General features: G+C 56.8%; 20 protein-coding genes. 3 read left to right on the top strand and 17 right to left on the bottom strand.

Translation table 11 applies throughout. The annotated features are described in order from the left end of the window. The first annotated feature begins 98 nt into the window (after positions 1-98). Entirely contained in the window at positions 99-1,949 is a 1,851-nt protein-coding gene (locus AB5Y98_RS03770; RefSeq protein WP_368231366.1) for an extracellular solute-binding protein, read from the top strand. Between the two features lie 114 nt (positions 1,950-2,063). Here the strand turns inward: AB5Y98_RS03770 and AB5Y98_RS03765 are convergent, their stop codons facing one another. Together AB5Y98_RS03765 and AB5Y98_RS03760 are read right to left on the bottom strand one after the other, a co-directional pair. Further along, entirely contained in the window at positions 2,064-2,456 is a 393-nt protein-coding gene (locus AB5Y98_RS03765) for a DUF2750 domain-containing protein (protein WP_005302792.1), read from the bottom strand. Between the two features lie 94 nt (positions 2,457-2,550). Next, complete coding sequence (locus tag AB5Y98_RS03760) at positions 2,551-3,108, bottom strand: hypothetical protein (RefSeq protein ID WP_319906504.1); 558 nt, start codon at positions 3,106-3,108, stop codon at positions 2,551-2,553. A 248-nt stretch (positions 3,109-3,356) separates the two neighbouring features. On the opposite strand from AB5Y98_RS03760, the gene AB5Y98_RS03755 reads away from it, so the two are divergent. Further along, complete coding sequence (locus tag AB5Y98_RS03755; protein WP_005302794.1) at positions 3,357-3,605, top strand: TIGR02647 family protein; 249 nt, start codon at positions 3,357-3,359, stop codon at positions 3,603-3,605. Here AB5Y98_RS03755 and AB5Y98_RS03750 read toward each other — a convergent pair. From AB5Y98_RS03750 to AB5Y98_RS03720, 7 genes are all read right to left on the bottom strand, one after another. After that, positions 3,592-3,897, bottom strand: coding sequence for a hypothetical protein (locus AB5Y98_RS03750; protein WP_267996695.1), 306 nt, complete (start codon positions 3,895-3,897; stop codon positions 3,592-3,594). The genes AB5Y98_RS03755 and AB5Y98_RS03750 overlap by 14 nt on opposite strands. A gap of 120 nt (positions 3,898-4,017) precedes the next feature. Continuing rightward, positions 4,018-4,227, bottom strand: coding sequence for a cold-shock protein (locus AB5Y98_RS03745; RefSeq protein ID WP_005302803.1), 210 nt, complete (start codon positions 4,225-4,227; stop codon positions 4,018-4,020). Between the two features lie 204 nt (positions 4,228-4,431). After that, positions 4,432-5,532, bottom strand: a complete 1,101-nt coding sequence (locus tag AB5Y98_RS03740; RefSeq protein WP_017778578.1) for a dihydrolipoamide acetyltransferase family protein — start codon at positions 5,530-5,532, stop codon at positions 4,432-4,434. Continuing rightward, the gene (locus AB5Y98_RS03735) at positions 5,529-6,515 is read right to left on the bottom strand and encodes an alpha-ketoacid dehydrogenase subunit beta (protein ID WP_005302805.1); all 987 of its coding nucleotides are present in this window, start codon (positions 6,513-6,515) and stop codon (positions 5,529-5,531) included. The genes AB5Y98_RS03740 and AB5Y98_RS03735 overlap by 4 nt, the downstream gene beginning before the upstream one ends. Continuing rightward, positions 6,512-7,603, bottom strand: coding sequence for a pyruvate dehydrogenase (acetyl-transferring) E1 component subunit alpha (pdhA, locus tag AB5Y98_RS03730; protein WP_368231365.1), 1,092 nt, complete (start codon positions 7,601-7,603; stop codon positions 6,512-6,514). The genes AB5Y98_RS03735 and pdhA overlap by 4 nt, the downstream gene beginning before the upstream one ends. A gap of 280 nt (positions 7,604-7,883) precedes the next feature. Then, a complete protein-coding gene (astE, locus tag AB5Y98_RS03725; protein WP_368231364.1) occupies positions 7,884-8,909 on the bottom strand; it encodes a succinylglutamate desuccinylase in 1,026 nt (341 codons plus the stop codon). Between the two features lie 284 nt (positions 8,910-9,193). Continuing rightward, positions 9,194-9,403 carry a DUF1127 domain-containing protein gene (locus AB5Y98_RS03720; protein ID WP_005302810.1) on the bottom strand — a complete coding sequence of 70 codons (210 nt, stop codon included), beginning with the start codon at positions 9,401-9,403 and terminating at the stop codon, positions 9,194-9,196. A gap of 502 nt (positions 9,404-9,905) precedes the next feature. Between AB5Y98_RS03720 and AB5Y98_RS03715 the strand changes: the two genes are divergently transcribed. Next, positions 9,906-10,799, top strand: a complete 894-nt coding sequence (locus tag AB5Y98_RS03715; protein ID WP_368231363.1) for a DNA replication terminus site-binding protein — start codon at positions 9,906-9,908, stop codon at positions 10,797-10,799. 114 nt (positions 10,800-10,913) lie between these two features. Here the strand turns inward: AB5Y98_RS03715 and AB5Y98_RS03710 are convergent, their stop codons facing one another. The 8 genes from AB5Y98_RS03710 to AB5Y98_RS03675 form a co-directional block, all read right to left on the bottom strand. Next, positions 10,914-14,753, bottom strand: a complete 3,840-nt coding sequence (locus AB5Y98_RS03710; RefSeq protein ID WP_368231362.1) for a DEAD/DEAH box helicase — start codon at positions 14,751-14,753, stop codon at positions 10,914-10,916. A 222-nt stretch (positions 14,754-14,975) separates the two neighbouring features. Next, entirely contained in the window at positions 14,976-15,629 is a 654-nt protein-coding gene (locus tag AB5Y98_RS03705; RefSeq protein ID WP_042051956.1) for a YceH family protein, read from the bottom strand. 151 nt (positions 15,630-15,780) lie between these two features. Next, positions 15,781-17,490 (bottom strand): Wzy polymerase domain-containing protein, encoded by a 1,710-nt coding sequence (locus AB5Y98_RS03700; RefSeq protein ID WP_368231361.1) that lies wholly within the window; start codon positions 17,488-17,490, stop codon positions 15,781-15,783. 17 nt (positions 17,491-17,507) lie between these two features. Further along, a complete protein-coding gene (locus AB5Y98_RS03695; RefSeq protein ID WP_336290962.1) occupies positions 17,508-18,788 on the bottom strand; it encodes a sugar transferase in 1,281 nt (426 codons plus the stop codon). Positions 18,789-18,800: 12 nt separating this feature from the next. Beyond that, positions 18,801-19,940: a glycosyltransferase family 4 protein gene (locus AB5Y98_RS03690; RefSeq protein WP_368231360.1), complete on the bottom strand. Its 1,140-nt coding sequence runs from the start codon at positions 19,938-19,940 to the stop codon at positions 18,801-18,803. Beyond that, positions 19,937-21,031: a glycosyltransferase gene (locus AB5Y98_RS03685; protein WP_368231359.1), complete on the bottom strand. Its 1,095-nt coding sequence runs from the start codon at positions 21,029-21,031 to the stop codon at positions 19,937-19,939. Before AB5Y98_RS03685 ends, AB5Y98_RS03690 begins: the two co-directional genes overlap by 4 nt. Before the next feature lies 1 nt (position 21,032). Beyond that, positions 21,033-21,800, bottom strand: a complete 768-nt coding sequence (locus AB5Y98_RS03680; protein ID WP_231504380.1) for a glycosyltransferase family A protein — start codon at positions 21,798-21,800, stop codon at positions 21,033-21,035. Between the two features lie 8 nt (positions 21,801-21,808). Further along, positions 21,809-23,065 carry a lipopolysaccharide biosynthesis protein gene (locus tag AB5Y98_RS03675; RefSeq protein ID WP_368231358.1) on the bottom strand — a complete coding sequence of 419 codons (1,257 nt, stop codon included), beginning with the start codon at positions 23,063-23,065 and terminating at the stop codon, positions 21,809-21,811. Between the last annotated feature and the right edge of the window lie 24 nt (positions 23,066-23,089).

Here is a 23,089-nt window from a genome sequence, read left to right as displayed (position 1 = left end):
ACCGGGGCGGAGAAACTTTTCATGATGAGCCAGCCCCCAACGGGGCTCGCATCATCAACATATGGCCTGCAGGACGCAGCCATCAGGAGAGCAAGGACATGCCATCGACAGTCACCGCCGGCCCCCGGATCATCCCGCGCCTTCTGCGCACCAGTGCCATCACCCTGACCCTCTGCCTGAGCCACTACGGCTGGAGCGCCACCCTGCCCGCTGACCTCAAGTGGGAGAGCAACAACGCGGATCCGGTGTTCGCGGATCCGGCCGCCAAGCGGGGCGGCACCTTTCGCGGCTTCATGACCAGTTTTCCGCTGACCCTGCGGGTGTACGGTCCGGACTCCAACGGCGGCTTCGCCGGCTATGTGCGGGAGACCAACCTGCCGCTCTTGAGTACCCACCCCGTCACCGGCAATCCCATGCCCATGCTGGCCAACGAATGGGCCTTTGGGCCCGACCACAAGACCCTCTATCTGCGCATCAACCCCAAGGCGCGCTGGTCTGATGGCCAACCGGTCACCGCCGATGACTGGCTGTTCACCCTCAAGCTGCTGCGCAGCAAGGAGATCAACGACCCCTGGTACAACAACTACTACAGCACCCAGATAAGCGACGTCACCAAGTTTGATGACCACACCCTGGCCATCTCCAGCGGCAGTGCCAAGAGTCGCCAGGATCTGCTGGAATCCCTCCCCTTCACCCCGGCCCCCAGCCACGCCATCAAGATCACCGCCGACTGGGTTAAGGCGTACAACTGGAAGGTGCTGCCGGTGACCGGCCCCTACCAGCTTGGCGAGGTGAAGAAGGGCAAGTCGGTCACCTTCGAGCGGGTCAAGGATTGGTGGGGCAATGACGAGCGCTACTTCCAGCACCGTTTCAACCCGGACCGGATAGAGCTCAAGGTGCTCAGGGATCAGAACATCGCCTGGCAGCACTTCCTGCGCGGCGAGCTGGATACCTTCCCGCTGGTCATGCCCAACTGGTGGCACGACAAGACCAGGACGCCTGAGTTCGAGCAGGGTTATATCGAGCGACTCTGGTTCTACAACCAGACCCCCCAGTCCCCCATGGGGCTCTATCTCAACACCGCCAACCCGCTGCTGCGCGACCTCAATGTGCGGCTCGGCATCCAGCATGCCCTCAACCTCGACAAGATGCTCACCACCCTGCTGCGGGGAGACTACCAACGCCTCAACAGCTACGGCTCAGGCCAGGGGGAGTTCACCAACACGGCGCTCAAGGCCCGCCCGTTTGACCCCGAGCTGGCGCGCCAGTACTTCGCCAGGGCCGGTTTCACCAAGCCCGGCCCCGACGGTACCCTGCAAAACGACAAGGGCCAGCCGCTGACTCTGAGCATCACCTACACCACGGCGGAGCACGCCCAGCGCCTCACCCTGCTGCGCGAAGAGGCCAAGAAGGCGGGGCTCAACCTCGAGCTCAACCTGATGGATGCCTCGGCCGGCTTCAAATCGATGCTGGAGAAGAAACACCAGAGCGCCTGGATGGGCTGGAGCACCAGCCGCTATCCCGCCTACTGGGAATATTTCCACAAGGTCAACGCCAACAAGCCGCAGACCAACAACATCATGAACATAAATGACGACGCCATCACAGCCCTGGTGGAGCAGTACGACAAGGAGTTCGACTTCGCCAAAAAGGCGGCGCTGTCGCGCCAGATCCAGCAGCGACTCTATGAACTGGCCAGCTTCGTGCCCGCCTATCAGGTGCCCTACACCCGGGAGGGGGCCTGGCGCTGGATAAAACTGCCCAAGTTGCCGGCGACGCCCAAGAGCGAGCTGCTCTACTGGCCGCTGGACGGCAGCAACAGTGGCTACAGCTACGGCGGTCTATTCTGGATTGATGAAGAGACCAAGGCGCAGACCCGGGCAGCCATCAAGGCAGGCCAGCCCTTCCCGCCCGTCACCCTGGTTGACACCACCTATCAGCAGAAATAGGGGGCCTGCGCAGCCTGCCTCTTTGCCAGGGTGTGCCAAGGCCATCAACAAAAAGACCCCGCACAGTGGCGGGGTCTTTTTTGCAACCTAGGTTGCTGCTGAGGCAGGAGGCGCTTAGCCGCGCTTGGCCTGCTTCTGGGCGATGGCGTCGGCCACGTCGGCCGGCTCCAGCACGATACCTTCCTGATCCGGCGTCGGGAAGACGGCCACGCACAGCTCATCCTGCTCCATGCCGTCAATCCAGCGCTCCAGCCACACCTTGAGGGTGATGGACTGCGGCTTGCAGTCGGCCCACTCGCCTTCGGCCCACGCCTTGGCGTACTCCGGGTGCGGCCATACCGGGATGCAGTCTTCATCGTCGGTGGTCAGCATCATGACGCCGTGCTCGTCGGTCAGAACGAACAGCTCTTCGTGCTCGACCAGCTTGCTGATGAAGTGATCAAAGCGGTAGTCCGCGTTCAGTTGCAGCGCAGCATTGCGCTCGGTGTCGCTCAGTTCATAGCTCATCGGTCAAGTCTCTTGTGCAATAAAGGGCGCCATGTTCACATCTTGCCGGCGCCTTGTCCAGTATGAGAGATCGGTCACCGATTTTTGAGCAGGTTCACCCGAGCTCAGGAGTCACCAGGTCGATCTCCGCCATCTCGCCAAGGCGCTGGCGCAGCCAGTAGGCCGCCTCCACTTCGACGAAGCAGAGCTGATCCCGACCGGCCCTAGCCCCCGCCAGGATCTGCGCAAGACGAGCCTGCTGCGCGCTGTCCCAGGCATCGGCCAGCTTGCCGCCATGAGCCTCTTCCACCACCTCGCGGCGCAGCTCGAACAGGTTGTCGGTGATCGGGCTGTTGATCTTGGCCGGGCTGTGCCAGTACATCTGCAGGTTGTCCATCATCTCGCTGTCGTAGTTGGCCAGCGCATCCAGCTCAGGCGTCGCCCCCTCTTCACCGGTCGCGAAGTCACACCAGGCAGCCGTCAGCGGTGCCAGACTCTGGGCGGTTGCGCCCTTGCCATGCTGATGCAGGGCGGCGACATCAGCCCCCTTGCAGGCGGGTAGCCAGACATCCCCTTCATGTTGTTCGAGCAGCGGCAATAACAGGGAGGCCGGGTAGACGGAAAAACGGGAACCCAGGGTGTGCAGCAGGGATACCAGTGTGATCTTGACCATGGAATGCGCCTTGAACCGGGGGCCGACAGACAATATCGGCCAGATAGACAAAGGAAGCCCTATCCTATCATGTTTGACGCCGCAAAGCCGGACTCAAACAATTCTCAATTTATTCACCAGATGACGGCCAAAAAAGCAGCGTTCGAGCACGCCAGGGAGAGAGAAAGCCCAATAGTTTGAGCCAGCGCCCACTAAAGTGGATCCGGGAGTGCTAGTTTGCATACATCTTTAGCGTAAGGAGTGCATTCATGATCGGGATCGACCAGGTTTCCAGCGAGTTTGTAAACGATTTGAAAATACTGGCATGCTTTGATCCGGCCAACATGAGCCTGGGGATCAAGTTGCGCAGCGACATGTCCGACGAACTCTGCCAGGCGGCAGTTCGCCTGCATCAGCAGGGACTCATCAGCGCGGAAGATGGCGGCTATCTGACGCCCTTTGGCATGACCATGGTGGAACACCTGCAGCACCTGCTGGTGGCACTCAAACCGCTTTGACCGCCTTGGGAGCCCACAGCGAAAAGTTGAGCAGCTCCCAGCGTTTCCCTTGACGCAACAGACAGGCAAACAGCAAAGGACCTTCGGGTCCTTTTATCTTGCCATCGACCATCCACTCCCCCGCCCGTTGCGGCAACGGCTGCGCCCTGATCTCGTCCGGAAGCCTGCCAGCACCCACCCGCACCTGCACAAACTGCTGGCACACGGCCATGGCCTCTTTCTCAACGAGGTTCGGCCCCTGTTGATCGGTGGAGGCTATCAGAGTGGCGGCAAGCAGAAGGGATGGCAGCATAGTCGGCACAACATGCAGAAGTAGAAGGTCACGCCTCACACCGACGGACGGTGAAAAACGCCCATAAACAAAAAGCCGTGGAACCCAAAGGCACCACGGCTTTCTTAAATTCTGTAAGAATTACAGAGCAGTTACGTTCTCAGCCTGCGGGCCTTTTTGACCTTGGGTCACGGAGAACTGTACGCGCTGACCTTCAGCCAGGGTACGGAAGCCGTTACCTTGGATGGCGCTGAAGTGAACGAAAACGTCCGGGCCGTTTTCTTGCTGGATGAAGCCAAAACCTTTGGTTTCGTTGAAAAACTTAACGGTACCGGTGATCATGTTAGACATATCTTTAAACCTGTATTCAAAATAATTACTTATGCTTTTCAGCGGATAAAGCTCAAAAAACGGGATTAACTTATGAACAACAGGAAAAGATGTAAAACATCATATTCATTGACATAACTATCGCCCTTTCAAGCTGGTTGAGATTATACGTGGCTTTGGGGATTACGCAAACAATTTGTGCCCTGCCACGGCAGGGCACAAACGTTACAGCGTAGGTGCTTCCAGTGCCTGAACCAGGGCTTTGAGGAAGCGTGCCGCCTCGCCGCCGGTACAGGCTCTGTGGTCGAATGTCATCGACAGTGGCAGCGCTCTGACCGGGCGCGCCTCCCCATGGATGAACACCACCTTTTCGAACAACTTGCCCGCGCCAATGATGGCCACCTGGGGCGGCGTCACGATCGGGCTGGCATAGCGGCCCGCGATGGCGCCGAAGTTGGTGAGGGTGATGGTCGCCCCCTGCAGCATCTCGCGCGGTACGGCGCGCGCCTTCACGTCGGCGATCATGCGATCCAGCCCCTGGCGCAGATCAGCCCCTTCCCGCTCGGCCACGTTCTCCATTACCGGCACGTAGAGCCCATGTTTGGAATCCACCGCAATGGCCACGTTGACCTCCCTGAACAGCCGTCTTGACAGGGTGTCGCCGTCAAACCAGGCATTCATGGAGGGCTCGGCCCGGCAAGCTACACCGATGGCCTTGATGAGCCTTACAGTAACGTCTTCATCGGGGCGCCAGTGGCGCAAGTCCACCTCGTCGGTGATGCTGACCGGCACCACCGTCTGGTGCGAGAGCTCCATCGCCTTGGCCATGGCCCGGCGCGACCCCTTGAGGAACTCGTTGCCACTGCTCTGCTGGGCCTCGAACGCCTGCTGCACGTCTTGCTCGGTCACCATGCCGGCACTGCCGCTGCCCTTGATCCGCTCGATGTCGAGCCCCAGTTTCTGGGCCAGCAGGCGCACCGCCGGCATGGCCTGCACCAGGGCGCCGCCGGGGGCGATGGCGCCCACCACGAAGTGATCCTCGATATGCTGCTGATGAGCGTTGACCTTGCCGACCACGGTGCCGTCATCCTCGCCGCCTTCGAACTCCACCAGCGGCGCACCTATGTGCAGAATGTCCCCCTCGGCACCACACAGCCTGGCGATGACCCCAGCTACCGGCGAAGGAACATCCACCAGCGCCTTGGCCGTCTCTACCGATAACAACACCTGGTCGACACTCACGGTATCGCCGGCGCTGACCTTCCATTCGACGATCTCGGCTTCGGCCAAGCCTTCACCCAGATCCGGTAATTTGAAAAATTTCATAGCCACTGGTTCTCCATCAGCTGATGAGCCGCATCGGCAATGTCCTGCTCGGTGATGAGGTAATACTCTTCGTTGCGGTAGTAGGGGACGGCGGCGTCCACCCCGGTAAGCCGTCTGGGCGGTGCCTTGAGGGAGGTGAGCGCCTCCTCGGTGACCCGTGCCACGATTTCGGCACCGACTCCGAAGCTGCCGCACGCCTCGTGCACCACCAAGAGGCGGCCGGTCTTGCGCACCGATGCCAGTATGCTCTCCATGTCCAGCGGCTTGATGGTGGCCAGATCCAGCACCTCGCACTGGATATCCTGCTCCGCCAGCAGGTTCGCAGCCCGCATCACCTCCTGGATGCAGGCCCCCCAGGCGACGACCGTGAGGTCGCGGCCTGGACGCAGGGTGAAGCAGACATCCAGCGGCAGGCCGATGCCGTCATCCACCACGTCGGATTTCATGGAGCGATAGATGCGATCGGGCTCGAAGAACATCACGGGATCCGGGTCACGGATAGCCGACAACAGCAAGCCATATGCCCGTTTCGGGCTGGAAGGGATCACCACCCGCAGCCCGGGAATATGGGCGAACAGGGCTTCCACACTCTCGCTGTGGTGCTCGGGGGAGTGAATACCGGCGCCATAGGGGGAGCGGTAGACGATGGGGCAGGTGATGCGGCCCCGGGTACGGTTGCGCATCCGCGCCGCCTGGCAGATGATCTGCTCCATGCCCGGGAAGATGAACCCCTGAAACTGGAATTCGGCCACGGGTTTGAGCCCCTGGGTGGCCATGCCGACCGCCACCCCGGCGATCAGCCCCTCGGCCAGCGGCGTGTCGATCACCCGCTTGAAGCCGAACTTGTCGCGCAGGCCCACGGTGGCACGAAACACCCCGCCGTTTACCCCCACATCCTCGCCGAGCACCACCACATCCGGGTCCCGCTCCATCTCGTGATGCAACGCCAGATTGACGGCCTCGAGCAACGTCATATCACTCATGCTTCCTCCCCGCTGTGCTGCTGCATGCCTTTGGCGATGATGCGCTGGCGCTGCGTGCGGTAATCCTTCGGCAACTCGGCAAACTGATAGTCGAGCAGGGTTTCCGGGGCCTGCGCCGCCGTTCCTTCATAAACGGCCACGGCGCGCTCGACCTCGCGGGCCGCCTCGGCCAGCAGTGCCTGCTCCTGCTGCTCGTCCCACCAGCCTTGTTCAAACATGAACTGACGCAGCCGTTTGACCGGCTCCTTGGCCCAGGCGGCTTCCACCTCGGCCGCTTCCCGATAGCGGGTCGCATCGTCGGCCGTGGTGTGATCCCCCAGCCGGTAACTGACCGCTTCGATCAGGGTCGGCCCCTTGCCGCTGCGGGCGCGTTCGACGGCGCTGCGGGTGGCCTCATAAACGGCGACCACGTCGTTGCCGTCCACCTGGAGGCTACGCACGCCGGCCCCTATCCCCTTCTGGGCCAGGGTGGGGGCGCTCGACTGCAGCTTGCGCGGCACCGAGATGGCCCACTGGTTGTTGTTGATGATCATCACCATGGGCAGGTGCCAGACGCCGGCACAGTTGAGCCCCTCCAGGAAGTCACCCTTGGAGGTGCCACCATCGCCGATGGTCACCACGGCGACTCTGGGCTGATTGCGCAGTTTGAAGGCCGCGGCGATGCCGGCGGCATGGGTGATCTGGGTGGCGATGGGCACGCAGATGGGCAGATCCTCGGAGAGTTCACCGTCGGCCTTGTAAAAGACGCTGCCGCGCTCGTCCCCACCCCAGTACTGCAGGTTTTTCTCCATGGGCACGCCCCGCACATAGAGGGTGGGCATGTCCCGGTAGTAGGGCACGTAGACATCCTGCGACTGCATGGCAAGCCCGACGCCTATCCCGACCGCTTCGGCCCCCAGATGGGAGGGAAACGTGCCGAGCTTGCCGGTTCGCTGCAGCGCGATCGCTTTCTTGTCATAACTGCGCACCATCACCATGTTTCGGTAGAAGGTGTGCAGCATCGCCTTGTCCAGCCAGGTCGGTAGTGTGGCGACCGGGCGCCCTTCCTCATCGAGGTAACGAAGGAAAGGGATGTCGACATGGGTCATAACTGGCTCCTTGCCGTTGTCAACGTCACCACCATGAGGTGACCCTTTGAATGTAAATAGATTGTTAACCAAAGGGCAATGAGATTTAGCCAGGTAAGACCAGTAGAAACTTCTTTAATTTCAGAAAGAAGCTGGATTTTTCGGCTGAAAGAAAACGAAACAGGGAGCCACGTCGGGCTCCCTGTCAGGGCGGGACGGGAGCATCAGGGGCTCCCGCTCCGAGCTGCACGGCCGGCAAGGCCGGCGGCAGCCTGAGATTGTCATCAGGGGTCGCGCCGGGTTACTCCCACAGCCGGGTCGGCACCACCAGCAACACGGTACGCTGGCCGATGGCCACGTTGGCGTTGGGGAACACCACCGCCTCCCGCAGTTTCTCTACCGTGTAGCGCAGTTCGCCATCCTCGGCCAGCACGAAACCCTGGGGAAATTCGGTGAAATTGTCCACATCGCTGGCAAACAGGAAACGAAACTGCTCCGAGCGTTTGTTGATCACCCGATCGATGGCAAAGATGGTGAAGTCATCCGCTCGCCAGGGCTCCAGCTCCACCTCATCCCGGGTCACCAGATCCTGCAGCGCCTGCCGGGTTTCGATGAAACGGGTCATGTCATTCTCGCCAAACGGGCGCACCTTGCCCAGCTCCACCGTGAAGGCGTGAGCGCCATGGCGATGGGAGCTGTAATAGCTGAAGGTGGTGGTGGGGCCGCTGGAGAGCAGAATGGTGCGCACGCCGCAGGCACCGAGAAACTGTACCTGCTCCTTGCAGTGAGGCCGCTCGTGGGGGAAGGGGTAGACGGCAAACTTCTCGTGGCGCGAGCCGCGAATGGCGGTGTGCAGATCGTAGTGGTAGCGAGGCCTCCCCTCGTCGGCAAAGAAGCGGCTCACATACTGCTCGAGGCGCATGGCGCGGATCCGCTCCTGGTTGCACAGCCCCTCCCCCTTGCTGTGGGCGCCGGAGAAGAGCCGGTTCATGTTCTCCTCCACTTCCCGCACACTCAGGTTCATGGCTGCCGGGTTGCCGAACAGGAACAGTACCCGATGGCGGGCCTTGAGCTCACCGCAGAGCAGGCGAGTCAGCAGCTGGTTGCAGATCTCGATGGGCGCGGTTTCGTTGCCGTGAATGCCGCAGGAGAGCACGATATCCTTGCGCCCACCGGGTTGCTCACCGGCCCCGAAGGCGGGCTCGAGGCAGAGCACGCCGGTATCCCAGACACTCACCCTGTCGCCATTGGCCAACGCATAGGAAAAGGGCTCAAGCTGCCACTCGTGGCGGCGGGTCAGGGCCAAAAAGTCATGCTGGGGAATCATCCATCTCACCCTTTTGTCAGGAACGCTATGGGCGGATTATACGCAAGGCGCTTCGGCTTAAAATCAATTTTTAAACAAATTCAAACAGTAATGTTACAAGTTTGAGTGTGGAGCAGGATCGGGGCGTAGGGAACAGAGAGAGAGCGGCACAGAGCCGTGAGGGAAGAAATGGGGTAAGGCGATCAGCATGAAGCAGCTGATGAACAGGGCAATCCATCAACCCGTGACGGCGGCGGTCTGCGGCCGTGGATCAGCAAAAAAACGAGGCATCCTTGCCCGGCAGATCAACCACGCCAGAACGGCTTGGTGGTCTCTTGATAACGATCGGCTTCGTTCAGACCGATGTCCTTGAGCAGGTATTCGGGCAGCTCGGAGAGCTGGCGACGGCTGCGGCTGCGTTCCAGCCAGGTCAGTACGGTCATTTTGACGCGAGCAACCAGATTCAGTTGGCTGGAATGCTGGTAACCGGCGGCGGTATAAGTCATGTTGGCCATGATATGGCTCCTCTGTAGGGTGTCTGCGCGGGTGCAAATTTGTTGCGCAAAGCTTAGTCAGGGGGTATGGCCGACTCAATTGACGAATTTTGATAGCAGACATTAGTAAAACTAATGGTTGATGTCCGCAGTGAGATAATCATAAGATACTGATTATAAAAGACTAACAAACATTTTCTGGGCCTGATGAAAGGCTGCAGCATATTCTCCTGCATGGCTCCCTTCTAACTATGCAGTTTCCTCTGCTGGCTATGCACTCCCGTCCTTGGCAAAAAGCAGGGTCAACCGGCTGTTTACATTCAATTGTTAATGAAGAGATCTTTCGTTGATCTTCAATTAACACGTTGATACACCACAGTTACCTTCCAGTGACCCATCGCCTTGCCCGCCTCTCGCCCCACTTGGCACGCATACACAGGGCTGATATGGTTATTTATACAGTACCTTTACCGCCTTGCCGTTTCCCGCCCCATGGCCGGCAAGGGCGACACAGGATATGCCGATGGAGACATTCACCCCCACCGCCGCCTTGCGCCAACAGATGGAGCGGCTCGAAGAGGCGCTGGCCAGGCTGGCGGATCAATTGACGCAGCTGGAGCTGCTGGAAGCCCACGTCTATCCCCTGCCCGCCGTCGCGCAGGGAGCGGAGCACGAGCCCATCGACACCATCACGGTGGGCTACCTCGATGGTGAAGAGGCGCTGGCCGCCACCCTGGCCGCTTATCGGGATCACAGTGCCCGCGCCGGCTGCTCCACCAAGGCCACCCATCGCCTGCCGGGCTGGCTGCGCTTGCCCGCCGCCAGCGCCCCGCTGCTGCGACCGCTGATCGACGAGATCAATGAGTGCAAGCTCACCTTCAAGGCCCTGGTACAGCAGGCGGGCAGCCGGGACGAGAAGTTCGAGCTGGTGCACAGGGCGCTGCCCGGGGTCATCACCCTGCAGGTCTATCGCAAGCTGACCCTGCTGGAGGGTGACCTGCATTCGCTGGGCTTTACCTGGGCCGACAAGCAGAGCATCAACCGCCTCAGCCGCGAGCAGGTGCTGGAGATGCTGGAGCGCAGCCGCCGCTATGTCCCGGCGCTGTCGGACAACGAGGAGTGGAGCAAGATGGTGGATCAGGAGGTCTACGATATCCGCCGCCTGCCGGCGGATGCAGAGCTTAGGATCCGCCGCCCGGTCAAGACCCACCCCATGATCAACCTGCTCTGGCTGGATCGGGAGCCCCGCAAGCAGCAGATCAAGGCAAGCCTGCCACTGCTGCTCTGCGCGGACAGCCAGCCGGCCGTCACCCATCTTGGCCACTATCCGCCCAAGCTGCGCCAGGCCAGGCGGGATCGCAAGATTGGCGGCGAGCCCATCATAGAGCGGCTCCACCTCTACCTCTATCAGGGCTAAGGGGCCCTTGTCCACCAGGCACAACCCACTCACCTCACAACACGTATCGCCCAACAACAAGGGGGAGCATCACAGGATGCTCCCCCTTGTTTCTTGCGCCGTGTCAGCCCCTCGTCAGCTCATCAGCAGGGCCCGCAGGCTCTCCACATCCAGCCCGCGCACTTCCGACTGGCCGCTCAGCAGGCCATCGGCCAGCGCCCGCTTCTCGTCGTGCAGGGCGACAATCTTCTCCTCCACCGTCTGCTCGCACACCAGGCGATAGACGGTCACCGGCTGGGTCTGCCCCATGCGGTGGGCCCGGTCGCTCGCCTGATCCTCCACCGCCGGGTTCCACCAGGGATCGAGGTGCAGCACGGTATCGGCCTGGGTGAGGTTGAGCCCTGTGCCCCCCGCCTTGAGGCTGATGAGAAACAGCGGCACCGCTTCGTGGCGAAAGCGCAGGATGGAGTCCTGCCGCGCCTTGGCCGAGCAGCCACCATCCAGATAGCAATAATCCCACTGCCGCTGCTCGATGCGGGTGCGCAGCAGGCTCAGCAGATCGACGAACTGGCTGAACACCAGCACCCGATGACCGCCGTCGATGGCCTCCTCCAGCAGCGCCATCGCCTCGTCCAGCTTGCTGCTGGCCTCGGCCCACTCCGGCATCACCAGCTGGGGCGAGCAGCAGAGCCGGCGCAGCCGGGTCAGGCCGCTCAACACGTGCATCAGGGCGCGGCCATCGGCACTTTGCACCTGCTGCACCACTTCGCGCCGGGTCGCCTCGTAGAGCTGGCGCTCCGCCGGGGAGAGGCTGATGTGGTGGATGATCTCGGTCTTGTCCGGCAGCTCGGTCAGCACCTGGTGCTTGAGCCGGCGCAGGATGAAGGGGCTGATCACCGCCCGCAGCAGCGCCATGTGCTGGGGATCCTTGACCGCTTTGCCAAAGCGGCGCTTGAACTCGCCGAGGCTACCCAGCAGCCCCGGATTGATGAAGGTGAAGAGACTCCACAGCTCCCCCAGATGGTTCTCGATGGGGGTGCCGGAGAGGGCGAGCCGAAAATCACCGTCGAGCTGGAACAGCAGCTTGGCCCGCTGGGTACCGGCGTTCTTGATCTGCTGCGCCTCATCCAGCACCATGCTGGACCAGCGGCGCGACTTGAGCGCCTCCGCCAGGCTGCCGAGCATGCCGTAGTTGAGCAGGATGATCTGCCCCGCCTTGGCCTCGCGCACCATCCCCTCCCGCTCGGCGGGGTTGTCGAACACCACCACCTCCAGCTCGGGGGCGAAGCGGGCTACTTCCTCCTGCCAGTTGGTGACCACTGACTTGGGTACCACCACCAGGGCCGGCCCCAGATGCTGGCGCATGCGCAGCACGATGAGGGCCTGCAATGTCTTGCCCAGCCCCATGTCATCGGCCAGACAGGCACCGAAACCGTGATGGGCCAGGGTCGCCAGCCAGCGCACCCCCTCCTTCTGATAGTCCCGCAGCGGCCCCATCAACTCGTCCGGGCACGCCACCTCCTGTTGCCACTCCTGCTGAAGGTTCTGCCAGGCGGCATCCCCCTCGGTGGTGATGACGGAGAGCAGACGGGTGAGCGGATAGGCCAGCTTGTTGTTGATGCGTTGCTCGTCATCCAGCATGGCCCCCAGCATGGTGAGCCGCTCCACCAGCTTGTCGCTCAGCATCAGGCTGGTCTTCTCGTCGAGCTGGACGGTGCGCTGGCCCGGCGTCAGCTGGCGCAGGATCAAGCGCAAATCGAGGATCTGGTGCTCATCGAGGGAGAGGGCCCCCTCCACCTGGAACCAGTCCTGACGCCGCTCGATGCGCAGGCTCAGCGCCGCCTCATCGAGGCTCTTCAAACGCGCGCTGTCCTGATGCCAGTGAATGACCACGCCGGCATCCACCAGCTCCGGCAAGGCGTTGACCAGCGCCAGTGCCTGCTCCCCTTCGAGCCGCCATTCGCTGCCCGGCAGCTCGATGGGCAACTGGTTGCGCAGCAGCTGGGCCTCGCCCCGCTCGGCCGCCAGATCCCGCTGCCAGTAGTGATCATCCTTGATCCCCTGGCGCACGATGGCCTCTCCCTTGCCAAGGGGCAGCGGCGGCAGCTCCTCGAACCGGGTTACCAACCTGACCGCCAGCTGGCCATCCTGCCAGTCGAGCTGCACCGAGGCCACACCGGGCCAGGGCGTCAGCTCGGCGTTGCCATGCAGCCCCGCCACCTGGCTGTGCCAGGGCAGATCCGGGATGGCATCCAGGGTGCGTTGCAGCTCCGCCAGCCCCTCGGCCGGCAGGTCGGGAATGGCCTCCAGCGCCGGCAGGCGATCCTGCAGGGCCTGGGGGGTGAGGATGAGCTGCCACAGATCCTGCGCAAGCGGTAGTATATGCGCCCCTCGCGCGGCCGCGGCCGGGCTCAATACAGCCCCCATGCCCTGCTCGGTGGCCACGATCTGCAGCAGTGGCGCCGTGATGGCGAGCTGCAGCTTCTGCCCTCGGGCATTGAACAAACGGGAGTGGTTGGCCAGCGGCGCCCACACCTCGCGCGGCAGCCGCCCCATGTTGCGCGGCAGAGTGCGCACCAGCGCCCAATCCTCTTCGTCGAGCAGGGCGGCGTACTGGGTGGAGAGCAGGGCGGGATCGACCCTGCGACCGGCGGTCCACTCCCCCTTGGTGCTCTGTTTCTGGATCTTGCACTCGAGCTCGGGCCCTTCGGCGTGAAGCAGCCAGACCAGCCGCTCCTGCGGTTTGCGCACGCCGCTGGAGCGGCCCAGTCCCTGCAGCCAGTTGAGCCAGCTGGCCGAGGCGGGAGCCTTCTCCTCATCTTCAGGCGCACTCCCCTGCTCATCCTGCCCGGCGGCCCGCAGCTGCTGCAGCGGGGCGCGTTCTGCCCCCTGCCCCAGCAGCAGGCGCAGCAGATCCTGGCAGAAGGCCATCAAGCGGTGGCGGGGCGCGGCCTCCAGCACGTGGGAGAGATCCCACTTGTGCAGGATGGCCACCTGGGGACTCTGCTCGCCGTGCCGGGCCAGCGCACAGAGATCGAGCCAGAGGTAACCCCAATGGAGCTCCTCCAGCGGCAGTTGCAGGGTGTCGAACAGCCCGACCGCCTGGCCGTGGCGCTCCCCTGCCCACTGTCCCAGCAGATCGGCCAGCAGGGGGAACTGATTGGCCAAAGTGCGCAGCCACTTCTTGCGCTGCTCGCTGGCCAGCACGGGATCCGCCTGCTGCAGCCAGCCCAGCCAGAGCAGGGCACTGAAGGTGGCAGGCCACTGACCCGCGCCCGTCGCGCCCGCTGACGCCTGCCAGGCCCCCAGCGCAGCCAGCAGGCGCTCTGCCAGCGGCTGCTCGTCTTCCTGCTCCGCCAACTGTTGCAGGGCGGGCCAGTGAGTGGTCGCTTCCCCGCTCGGCTCGCCGCAGAGCCATTGCCACTCGGCGGCAAAGCCCTCGGTCAGGCTGGCCAGCTCGGGCGCACAGTACTGGGCAAGCGGGGTGAGCGGCCACTGCGGTTGGGGCTCGGCATCGAGCAGGGTCTGCAGGGCGAAGTGCTGCATCAGCAACCGCTGCCACTGCGGGCTCGAGCCAGCCAGCAGCAGCTGGGCGTCGGGCAGATCGAGCAGACTCAGCAGGTCGGCCGCCAGATAGTAAGCGGGCACTTGCCCGGCCTCCCCCAGACAGAGCTCGCGCACCAGCGCCTGGGCCATCTCCTGACCGGTGACCGACGGCACCCGTGCCCAGTTCGGCATGGGGCAGTCGCCGCGGCGCACCGCCAGGATCAACGCCAGGGTTCCCTCTGCCGTCAGGCTCCACTGCTGCTCCCCGCGCTGGCGAACCAGCCCCTGCTGCTGCAACTGACCGAGCCGATCCGGCAGGGTCTGTCCAGATGGCAGTTGTTCTTGCAAATAGCGGGTACTGGCGGTGCGCTGCAACTGCAGCTCGCCAAGCAGGGCATAACAATCTGAAGAGAGAGTGGACGCAGACATCGAGACTCACGGGCCGGTGCAAAAGCGGAATTTTAACGGGAAAGCGACTGCGGCTCGACCCTTAAGCGCGAAATAACGCAAAAAAGCTGGCGCCTGCTGGTCGGGCCGACCATGACGACGGGACGCAGACAACCCGTCATTGCCGCCCCCGCGGCCCTGACGGGGAAACGCGGCCATAAAAAAGGCGCCGTAGCGCCTCTTGGAAAAGATCCTGTTCTGACGTCAGCCTTCCAGCCGGGCCAGACGCTCGGCCAGCGCCTGCAGCTGCGCCTTGAGGCTCTCGACCTCCTCTTCCAGCGCGCTCAACCGGTCCGCCGCCGGCGATGCATAGTTGCCGGCGGGGGCCGCCTCGGCCAGCGCCTGCAGATCCACCTCGCCGCTGAACAGGTGGGCGTAACGGGACTCCCGCTTGCCCGGCTCGCGCGGCAGCTTGACCACATAGGGGCCACGCTCGATGAGGGTCGCCAGCACCGCATCCACCTCGGTCACGTCATCGAAGCTGCACAGCCGGTTGGTGCGTGAGCGCAGTTCACCCGGTGTCTGCGGGCCGCGCAGCAGCAGCTCGCAGATAATGCCGAGCTCCTGGGCGGTGAACTTCAGCTCGCCAAATTCGGTGTTGCAGAAGCGGTGTTGGTAACGAGGCACCCGGGCGTTGAAACCGGCGGTATTGACCACCAGCCGCTTGCGGATCAGCTCATCCACCACGGCCCGGATGTCGAGCTCTGACAGCTCGAGCACCGGTTCGCGGTTGCTCTTCTGGTTGCAGGCGTTGACCAGCGCATTGAGAGAGAGGGGGTATTGATCCGGGGTGCAGATCTCTTTTTCGATCAGACAGCCGATCACGCGGGCCTCCAACGGGCCAAGCACTAACTCCATTTCATACTCCCTACTGAACAAGACGTTGAGGCCACTATCTTAGCCATGGCGCCTCTGCCGTCCAGCAGCGGCCGCCATTTTTGCGAGGCGATAGGGCAGTTGATGAAACATCGCGCAGCCTGCCCGCCCGGTATGGCCTCGACAGCCGCTATCAGGCCGAGGGTTTACGCTCCAGCGTCGTGGCCACGGATGTGGCGGCCGAGCCGGTCAGCAAGGGATCTCCCGGGTAGAGCGCCAGCGCCTCGCGGCGCAGGGCCCGCGCCTCCTCTTTGCGTCCCAGCGCATCCAGCGCGATCACCATGTTGGCGTAGATGTTGGCTCGCGGCGTGTGGCGTACAAACGCCTGACCCCACTCTAAATACGCCTCCAGCTCTGCGTGATTGTTGGCCTGCAAGCCCACCATCAGCCGCACCGAGTTGACGTCAAACTCGACCCGGGTCAACCAGGCCATGGGATTGATGACATCCAGCAGCAGGGTCGGCTCCTTGTAGCCGCCGCGCTCGTACTTGGTCACCACCCAGGCGGTGTGCAGCGCCGTCAACATGAAGGGCACCACCAGCAGGGGGATGGCAATGGCGGTAAAACGCAATAACAGCCAGGGGCGGTAGACATGCTCGCGCCAGCTGGCATGCCCCGCCTCCAGTCGCCCCTCCTCCACTTCCGCGTCCAGCACATACACCAGCATCAGCAAGGCCCACCAGAGCGCGATGGCGTGGTAAAGCGGGTATTCGGTCTGGGTGTGCAGCAGGATCGGAGTCACCAGCGCCAGCAGGGCTGTGCCCTTGCGCCAGCCGGCCCGGCTCGCCCGCCACAGCAGGGCAGCGCCCATCAGCAGCATGCCCAGCATGGGAGCTATCCCCCCCTCTACCGCCCAGTAGAGGAACTCGTTGTGGGGGTGATCGAGGTTGTATTCGATCTGCACCATGGCCGGGTTCAGCGCCTTGTCGGCCATGTAGTGGTGCAAAAAGGTGGTTTCAAAGCTGCCATAGCCCCAGCCCACCCAGGGAGACTGGGCAATCAGCTTGGCGGCATAGGGCCAGTAGATGGAGCGCATGCCGCCGGATTGATAGGCCTCCAGCCCACGCCTGAGGCCGTCAATCCAGTATTGGGAGGCAACCCCCAGCAAGATGCCGAACGCGACCAGTGCCAGCACCCTGGCCAGCAGACGATGACGACGCAGCTCGGGTACCAGCAGGAGCAGTGCCAGCAAGCCCCCCAACTGCCCCACCCGGGATTGCAGCACCACCAACAGCAGGCTGGCCGCCAGGATCACCCCGTAGCGCAACCCACGCAGCCAGACATGGGGATTGCCACGCAGCTCCAGCCAGCTGGCCAGAGCAAGCCCGGTCGCCATGAAACTGGCCATCACATTGGGTTGTTGAAAGATACCGTAGGGGCGGTTGACGTGGGTGTCATAGCCGATCCAGTTGCCCGGCACCAGCAGGTAGTACTGCACCAGGCCCAGCAGCGCCTCGATGGCCACCGCCCCCAGCAACAGATAGAGCAGCCGGTCTCGGGATACCCGCGCCAGTTGCCATTGATAGAGACAGAACAGAAACAGCAAACCGGCGAACAACCCCAGCAAACGGGGAATGGCGTAGTCTTTCAGTTCAAAGCCGGGATAGGCCATGGGCAGCAGCAGCAACAATCCCCCGAGCCAGAGCCAGCTCTGCAACGAGGAGAACACTAGCCGCTGCTGCAGCGTTACCCGCCACAGCCCCAACCCGATGACCAGGCTGGCGAAGATCCAGCCCCAGGCATTGAACGGCAGATAGAGCCCGGCCCCACCGGGGTTGTGCATGAAAAAATGCATGCCTAGAAACCAGTACGATGATAATAAAATCCAATATAAACTACCCATATATTATGTCCATATACTCAACGAGCCCCGAACCCTGACAACATTGTTTTAATAGTTTTAATTAATATTAATAGATCAAGCCAAAGAGAAAAATTCCTAATATAATAAAAATCATATTCTAATTTTATACGAGTACTATCTGTATCAGCTGAGTAGCCATGCATCACCTGAGCCCATCCACTTATACCAGGACGGACCATATGACGATACATATAGAATGGTAATTCAGACTCAAACCTCTCCACAAAAAAACGCTGTTCAGGTCGTGGACCAATCAAGCTCATATCCCCTTTAAGAACATTAAAAAATTGCGGGAGTTCATCAATTCTATATTTACGAATGACATGGCCAAAACGAGTAATCCGCTTGTCAACCTCCTGAGCAAAACACGCATTATCTAATAATGAACTGTCATGCATACTACGGAATTTATACATTACAAAATCTTTATTACCAAGCCCAACTCTCTTTTGCTTAAAGAAAACAGGGCCAGGGCTTTCCAGCTTTATTAATATTGCTACTATAAGTAGTACCAGCATTAAAAAGGGGAGTGAAATTATAACAATCAAGAGATCGGCAAGTCTTTTTAGAAAGAAATAAAACAACGATGGGATAGCGGAACCCAAGTCATTTTCATATAATTGTTCAACGCTCACTCGGCCTGTTAATGACGTATATATAGTTTTGCTATGATAGATTGGTATTCCTAACAAAACGAAATCTGTTAATAACTTTTGCCATTCACTTGTCAAATCAGATGAGTGAAAGTCAGCAACTACTGCATTACCACAAAACAGAGAAAAATTAGGTTTTTGAAGAATATTCCATTCAACATCAGTCAAGGCACACAGTTTCTGATAATTGCCAACAGGGATGATCGAATACTTAACCTTACCAGATCGTTCCCCTAAGTAATAAATAAGCCAGCAAAATACTAGAGCCAATATATACGAGCTTATAATTACTGGCCTACTATACTCAAGGCGGAACAGCAGCAACACACTAAATAATATCCCATACACTGCGGTTACTGTTGGAATCATATAAGATAAGGCATTAACTCCAGGATAGCAAAGTACTCGACTCAGGCAAAAACCAGCAGTAATGCATGTTATAAAGATGCCTAAAAGTGAGTTTATTTTTACATCATCAAGGAAACCCCAAAAGCCCCCTCCCCAAAACAAAAATGCAGGTAGTAATGTTGATACCAAGGATGTAAAAAAGAACATTATTTTATAATTAAACCGTACAAGGTCATACCAACGACCACCATATGGATAATAGCTATTATTCATCATGAAAAACTCATTTTAGTTCTCAACCACGGGGGGAGCACCATCGATATGCTGAGCCAATATATCAAAGTATATGCCAATAATTTTTTTTTCATCGAATCTGGCACTGACTAATTGCCTCCCAGCATTACCCATCAAGGTTCTTTGAGCTTTAGTCATCCGTATGAATGTCATCATTGCATCAGTCAATGATGACACATTTCTAACTTGACAGAGTAATCCGGTTTTCTCATGTAGCAGTACATCTCTACATCCAGGAACATCGGTAACAATAATAGGCTTTGCCATTGCAGCAGCTTCGATCATAGTTCTTGGCAGTCCTTCCCGATAAGAAGGTAACACAATACAATCACTTTCCATTATTATAGGCCTAACATCATGTGTAGTACCGAGATATTCCAGCACGCCTTCATTGATCCATTCATGCAACTGTGCATATCCAATCGCTCGTGGATTATCAGTCAGAACATCGCCTAACAATTTAAACTTTATGTTTGGATGACTAATGTGAATCTGCTTTGCGGCCGCTACATATTCTCCAACCCCCTTATCCCATAACAACCGCGCAATGAGCAAAAAACTAACCGAGTCATCTTCAGCAAGTTTTTTTGAAGGATGAAAAAAACTCAAATCAACACCCTCGCTAGGCAGCAATAAAGTCTTTTTTTCATCTACCAACTGTCTTGATACAAATTCAAGACGATCATCTTCATTTAAGAAAATGACTAGCTTAGGATATTTAAAAGCGAATTTATAAAGCAACCTTACTACTTTAGGCACCCAACCATCATTCATAAAGGCATATCCTAACCCAGTGGTTATAGCCAAGGTAGGTGTGCGACAAAGACGTGCTGCAAAAGAACCATATACATTTGGTTTTACCGTATAATGGATAATTAAATCCGCATTAACTCTCCTATATATCCTCACGAAATCAAATATTAATTTTAGCTCAATCATTGGGTTGACTCCTTTAGGAGATAGTACCAATGGAATAAATGAACACCCCAAATCACAGAGCGAAAAAACTGTATTATCAGGTGGAGCAACAATCGTTATTCGATATCCATGTTGTATAAGTGCAGATAATAACCCGCGGCGAAAATTCCACATTGACCACGCTGTATTACTCACCATACAAAGATGTTTGCTCATGTGTAGTCCTGGTACAAATTTAACCAACGCTGACAGATAGTCTCGATTGAATAATGGTTAATAACCCGAGTCCGAGCTTCTTTGGTCATCACCTCTCTCTCAAGCGGCGAGAGCATCATAGCCTGCTCAATCGCGGTAAATAGCTGCTGACTATTTTTAGAGGGGACAAGAAATCCAGCAGAGTCAACCACTTCCCTCACTCCACCACAATCGGTGGCAACCACTACCCGCTCAGTAGCCATAGCCTCAGCCACAACTAAACCAAACCCCTCCCAAGCTGATGACAACACAAATATATCTGCTGCACTCATCCAATCTTCAACATCATAGCGCAGCCCCAAGAAATGAACTCGCTCGCCAATCCCCTGTGCGCTAGCAATTGTGGTTAAGTATTCTTTTTCCTCACCCTCACCTATAATGACCAACTTAATATTATTGAATCTCGAAGATAACATCGCAAATGCAACAAGCAAATTTTTATAGTCCTTGGCAGCGGTCAGTCTGCCTACCGAAATTAACAATATGTTATTGTCATCAATCCCAAGCTGAGAGCGTAATTTATTTCTGACTGTAGCGTTAAAATAAAAGCGCTCCGTGTTAATACCGTTATACATGACTTTCATTCGCCCTGCAGATACCGCACCTTGTTTAATAAAAGCCTCAACTGCCTCTTGGCTTACATTTGTGCTAAGATCACACAATATTTCGGTAAGCCGGTATGCCAATATCCGCCACCCTCTCCCCTCATTAACACTATGCGCAGAGCAGATAAGCTTCGGAAATGACACAAATAACCGTAATAATCGAGCAAAAATATTTGCATGCACCATATGACTGTGCACCACATCCGGTTTATATTGATTAAGGAACCTGATCGCCTGCCAGTATGCTTTGAAAACACTAAATGGAGTTTTCCTCATCTGTAGTGAAACAATGTCTGCTGCTGTCGAATGTGGGCGATTTCTAATTTCACCAGTCATTGAGATAATTAATATATGGTGGCCCAACCTAATAAATTGATCTGCCAAATCGCACACTTGTCGTTCAGCGCCCCCCATACCAAGACCTGTGATTATCATCGCAATTTTCATGCTATTTCTTCAACCAACAGTAAAGAATACACTGGAGACTTCTGATACATGCTTTGACCTTGCCGAACAATCGAGTATCTCGGATCACTTGGTCTCGATAAAACAAACCAAAACCACATGGATTACTTCTTATATTTTTTTTAAAATTTGAGGTGTAGCCATCAGGAAGATATTCACACAAGTATATTACCTGGTCTAAATAAAAAATTATCTTACCGATATCAGCAATTTTACTCCATATATATAACTCTGGTACAAACTTTTCGTTCGGGAACTCTGGAAAAGGACACTCGCGCATAACATTAGTGCGAAAAACATAAGCCAAGTCACCTTTTAATATATGCCCTGCCATGATGGGCTGCATTACCATTGACTTGCTCCATGCTGTGCCGGAGATACCAATTATGTTGCCAGATAATGTTGCTCTTCTAAAACACATCCCAACAAATTCCGAGCCTATATGATTCATAACATCATATAGCTTGGCAACAGCATCACCAGTTAATAAGTCATCACTATCTACAATAATAATCCAATCACCGGTCGCATGAACCACACCTTCATTTATAGCGCGATGTTTCCCTCCATTTTCTTTATAAAAATAATTGATTGAAAAGTCAGATTTAACTCTATAATCAAAAATAAGCTTGGCGGTACCATCAGTGCTACCGTCATCGATTACGAGCCATTCAAAGTCCCGCCTTGTTTGCTGACACAAACTGTCATATAACCTTGGTAAAACATATGCTCTGTTATAAGTTGGCGTCATTATTGTTATCATTGCACGACCTTACACACGTAACCTTTATATTGATGAGTGAAGTATATAAACATCGTCGCTGCCATCATCAGAAAAGCATTAACTATATAAACGATGTATATGTCACCGGAACAAAATACTTTTAGTAATAGCCAATAGTTGAATATGCTTATAATTAATAGAAATACCCACTTGCACATTATCAAAAAATATTTTTTGTCACGGTATAATCGTTGCATTAAAACGCTATCCACAGCGAAAAAATAAAGCGCAGGTAACATCATAATGGCTAATTCTGCAGCTGGTTTATAATGTTTGCCAAATATAAAATTGACAATTTCATGTAGCCATAACCAACCCATTAATTGCAAGGCACATGCAACTAGTAACAACCCTAAACAGATCGTATGTATTTTTTTTACTCTGCGCCCATATAACATCATTGGCGCTATCGACTGCACAACTATACCAAGTACAAGTACGCCCTGCTCGAGCATTTGACTAGCTACGCCATACATGGCTAGTTGTTCATACCCTAAGTAATGCTCGATGAAGAAACGATCAATCCTCATATAAATCAGCATCAGCATTAATGGTACCCATAGCGCCCCACCTCGACTTAGCATTACTACTGCCACTTTTTTATTCCAGTCCCAGATTCCACCGCTAAAATAAATGACGCAACTCAGAGAGATAGCTAAAAACAGTGCTTCTATTGCCCTGCTTGAATAGATAATGAAAAAAGATGAAAATAAAAAAGCGAGGCTTACCAAAAGCACCCTTAATAATAAAATTGCAAGACGAATCGCAACAACAATGCCTATATTTGTGGTGGCTTGATAGTAGTTGGCGATTACTGAAAATGGTTCATTAAAAATGAGCACCAGTGCCAATAGCATCAGCATTAATCTTACATCTTGATCTACGATAATAAAATTTGCGTAAACTAATGTGACAAGCAAAGCAACCAAAGCGAAAAGTAGACGAAAAACAAATACTGAAGATAGTATCTTCCAACGCAAATGAGGGTGCCGAACTAATGCCGGAACAACAACTTCCGAGCCAGCAATCAATGTAACTGATGACAATAAAATGACGGCGTTGAGCGAATATAGCCATTTCCCATATAATGACACACCGAGTAAATGACTAATTACCCCCTCGCAAAAAAAAACAAACCCAATGGTCACCATTTTTTCAAATAATAGAATACTAACATTAGTAATAATTGCAGCATATTCTCGGTAAAATGCCACAACCTGGCCTAATCGCATCCAAGTTGCCTCATTATAGAAACA

Origin of the sequence: Aeromonas sp. s3, assembly GCF_040907805.1 — a bacterium.
Lineage (GTDB): Bacteria > Pseudomonadota > Gammaproteobacteria > Enterobacterales > Aeromonadaceae > Aeromonas > Aeromonas dhakensis.
The sequence above is the reverse complement of the archived record's forward strand: the minus strand, read 5'-3'. Positions and strand labels throughout refer to the sequence as shown.

Bases quoted from the DNA above. Each gene is read 5' to 3' on its own strand.
- AB5Y98_RS03770 (WP_368231366.1), top strand. From the start codon at position 99: ATGCCATCGACAGTCACCGCCGGCCCCCGGATCATCCCGCGCCTTCTG.
- AB5Y98_RS03765 (WP_005302792.1), bottom strand. From the start codon at position 2,456: ATGAGCTATGAACTGAGCGACACCGAGCGCAATGCTGCGCTGCAACTG.
- AB5Y98_RS03760 (WP_319906504.1), bottom strand. From the start codon at position 3,108: ATGGTCAAGATCACACTGGTATCCCTGCTGCACACCCTGGGTTCCCGT.
- AB5Y98_RS03755 (WP_005302794.1), top strand. From the start codon at position 3,357: ATGATCGGGATCGACCAGGTTTCCAGCGAGTTTGTAAACGATTTGAAA.
- AB5Y98_RS03750 (WP_267996695.1), bottom strand. From the start codon at position 3,897: ATGCTGCCATCCCTTCTGCTTGCCGCCACTCTGATAGCCTCCACCGAT.
- AB5Y98_RS03745 (WP_005302803.1), bottom strand. From the start codon at position 4,227: ATGTCTAACATGATCACCGGTACCGTTAAGTTTTTCAACGAAACCAAA.
- AB5Y98_RS03740 (WP_017778578.1), bottom strand. From the start codon at position 5,532: ATGAAATTTTTCAAATTACCGGATCTGGGTGAAGGCTTGGCCGAAGCC.
- AB5Y98_RS03735 (WP_005302805.1), bottom strand. From the start codon at position 6,515: ATGAGTGATATGACGTTGCTCGAGGCCGTCAATCTGGCGTTGCATCAC.
- pdhA (WP_368231365.1), bottom strand. From the start codon at position 7,603: ATGACCCATGTCGACATCCCTTTCCTTCGTTACCTCGATGAGGAAGGG.
- astE (WP_368231364.1), bottom strand. From the start codon at position 8,909: ATGATTCCCCAGCATGACTTTTTGGCCCTGACCCGCCGCCACGAGTGG.
- AB5Y98_RS03720 (WP_005302810.1), bottom strand. From the start codon at position 9,403: ATGGCCAACATGACTTATACCGCCGCCGGTTACCAGCATTCCAGCCAA.
- AB5Y98_RS03715 (WP_368231363.1), top strand. From the start codon at position 9,906: ATGGAGACATTCACCCCCACCGCCGCCTTGCGCCAACAGATGGAGCGG.
- AB5Y98_RS03710 (WP_368231362.1), bottom strand. From the start codon at position 14,753: ATGTCTGCGTCCACTCTCTCTTCAGATTGTTATGCCCTGCTTGGCGAG.
- AB5Y98_RS03705 (WP_042051956.1), bottom strand. From the start codon at position 15,629: ATGGAGTTAGTGCTTGGCCCGTTGGAGGCCCGCGTGATCGGCTGTCTG.
- AB5Y98_RS03700 (WP_368231361.1), bottom strand. From the start codon at position 17,490: ATGGGTAGTTTATATTGGATTTTATTATCATCGTACTGGTTTCTAGGC.
- AB5Y98_RS03695 (WP_336290962.1), bottom strand. From the start codon at position 18,788: ATGATGAATAATAGCTATTATCCATATGGTGGTCGTTGGTATGACCTT.
- AB5Y98_RS03690 (WP_368231360.1), bottom strand. From the start codon at position 19,940: ATGAGCAAACATCTTTGTATGGTGAGTAATACAGCGTGGTCAATGTGG.
- AB5Y98_RS03685 (WP_368231359.1), bottom strand. From the start codon at position 21,031: ATGAAAATTGCGATGATAATCACAGGTCTTGGTATGGGGGGCGCTGAA.
- AB5Y98_RS03680 (WP_231504380.1), bottom strand. From the start codon at position 21,800: ATGACGCCAACTTATAACAGAGCATATGTTTTACCAAGGTTATATGAC.
- AB5Y98_RS03675 (WP_368231358.1), bottom strand. From the start codon at position 23,065: ATGCGATTAGGCCAGGTTGTGGCATTTTACCGAGAATATGCTGCAATT.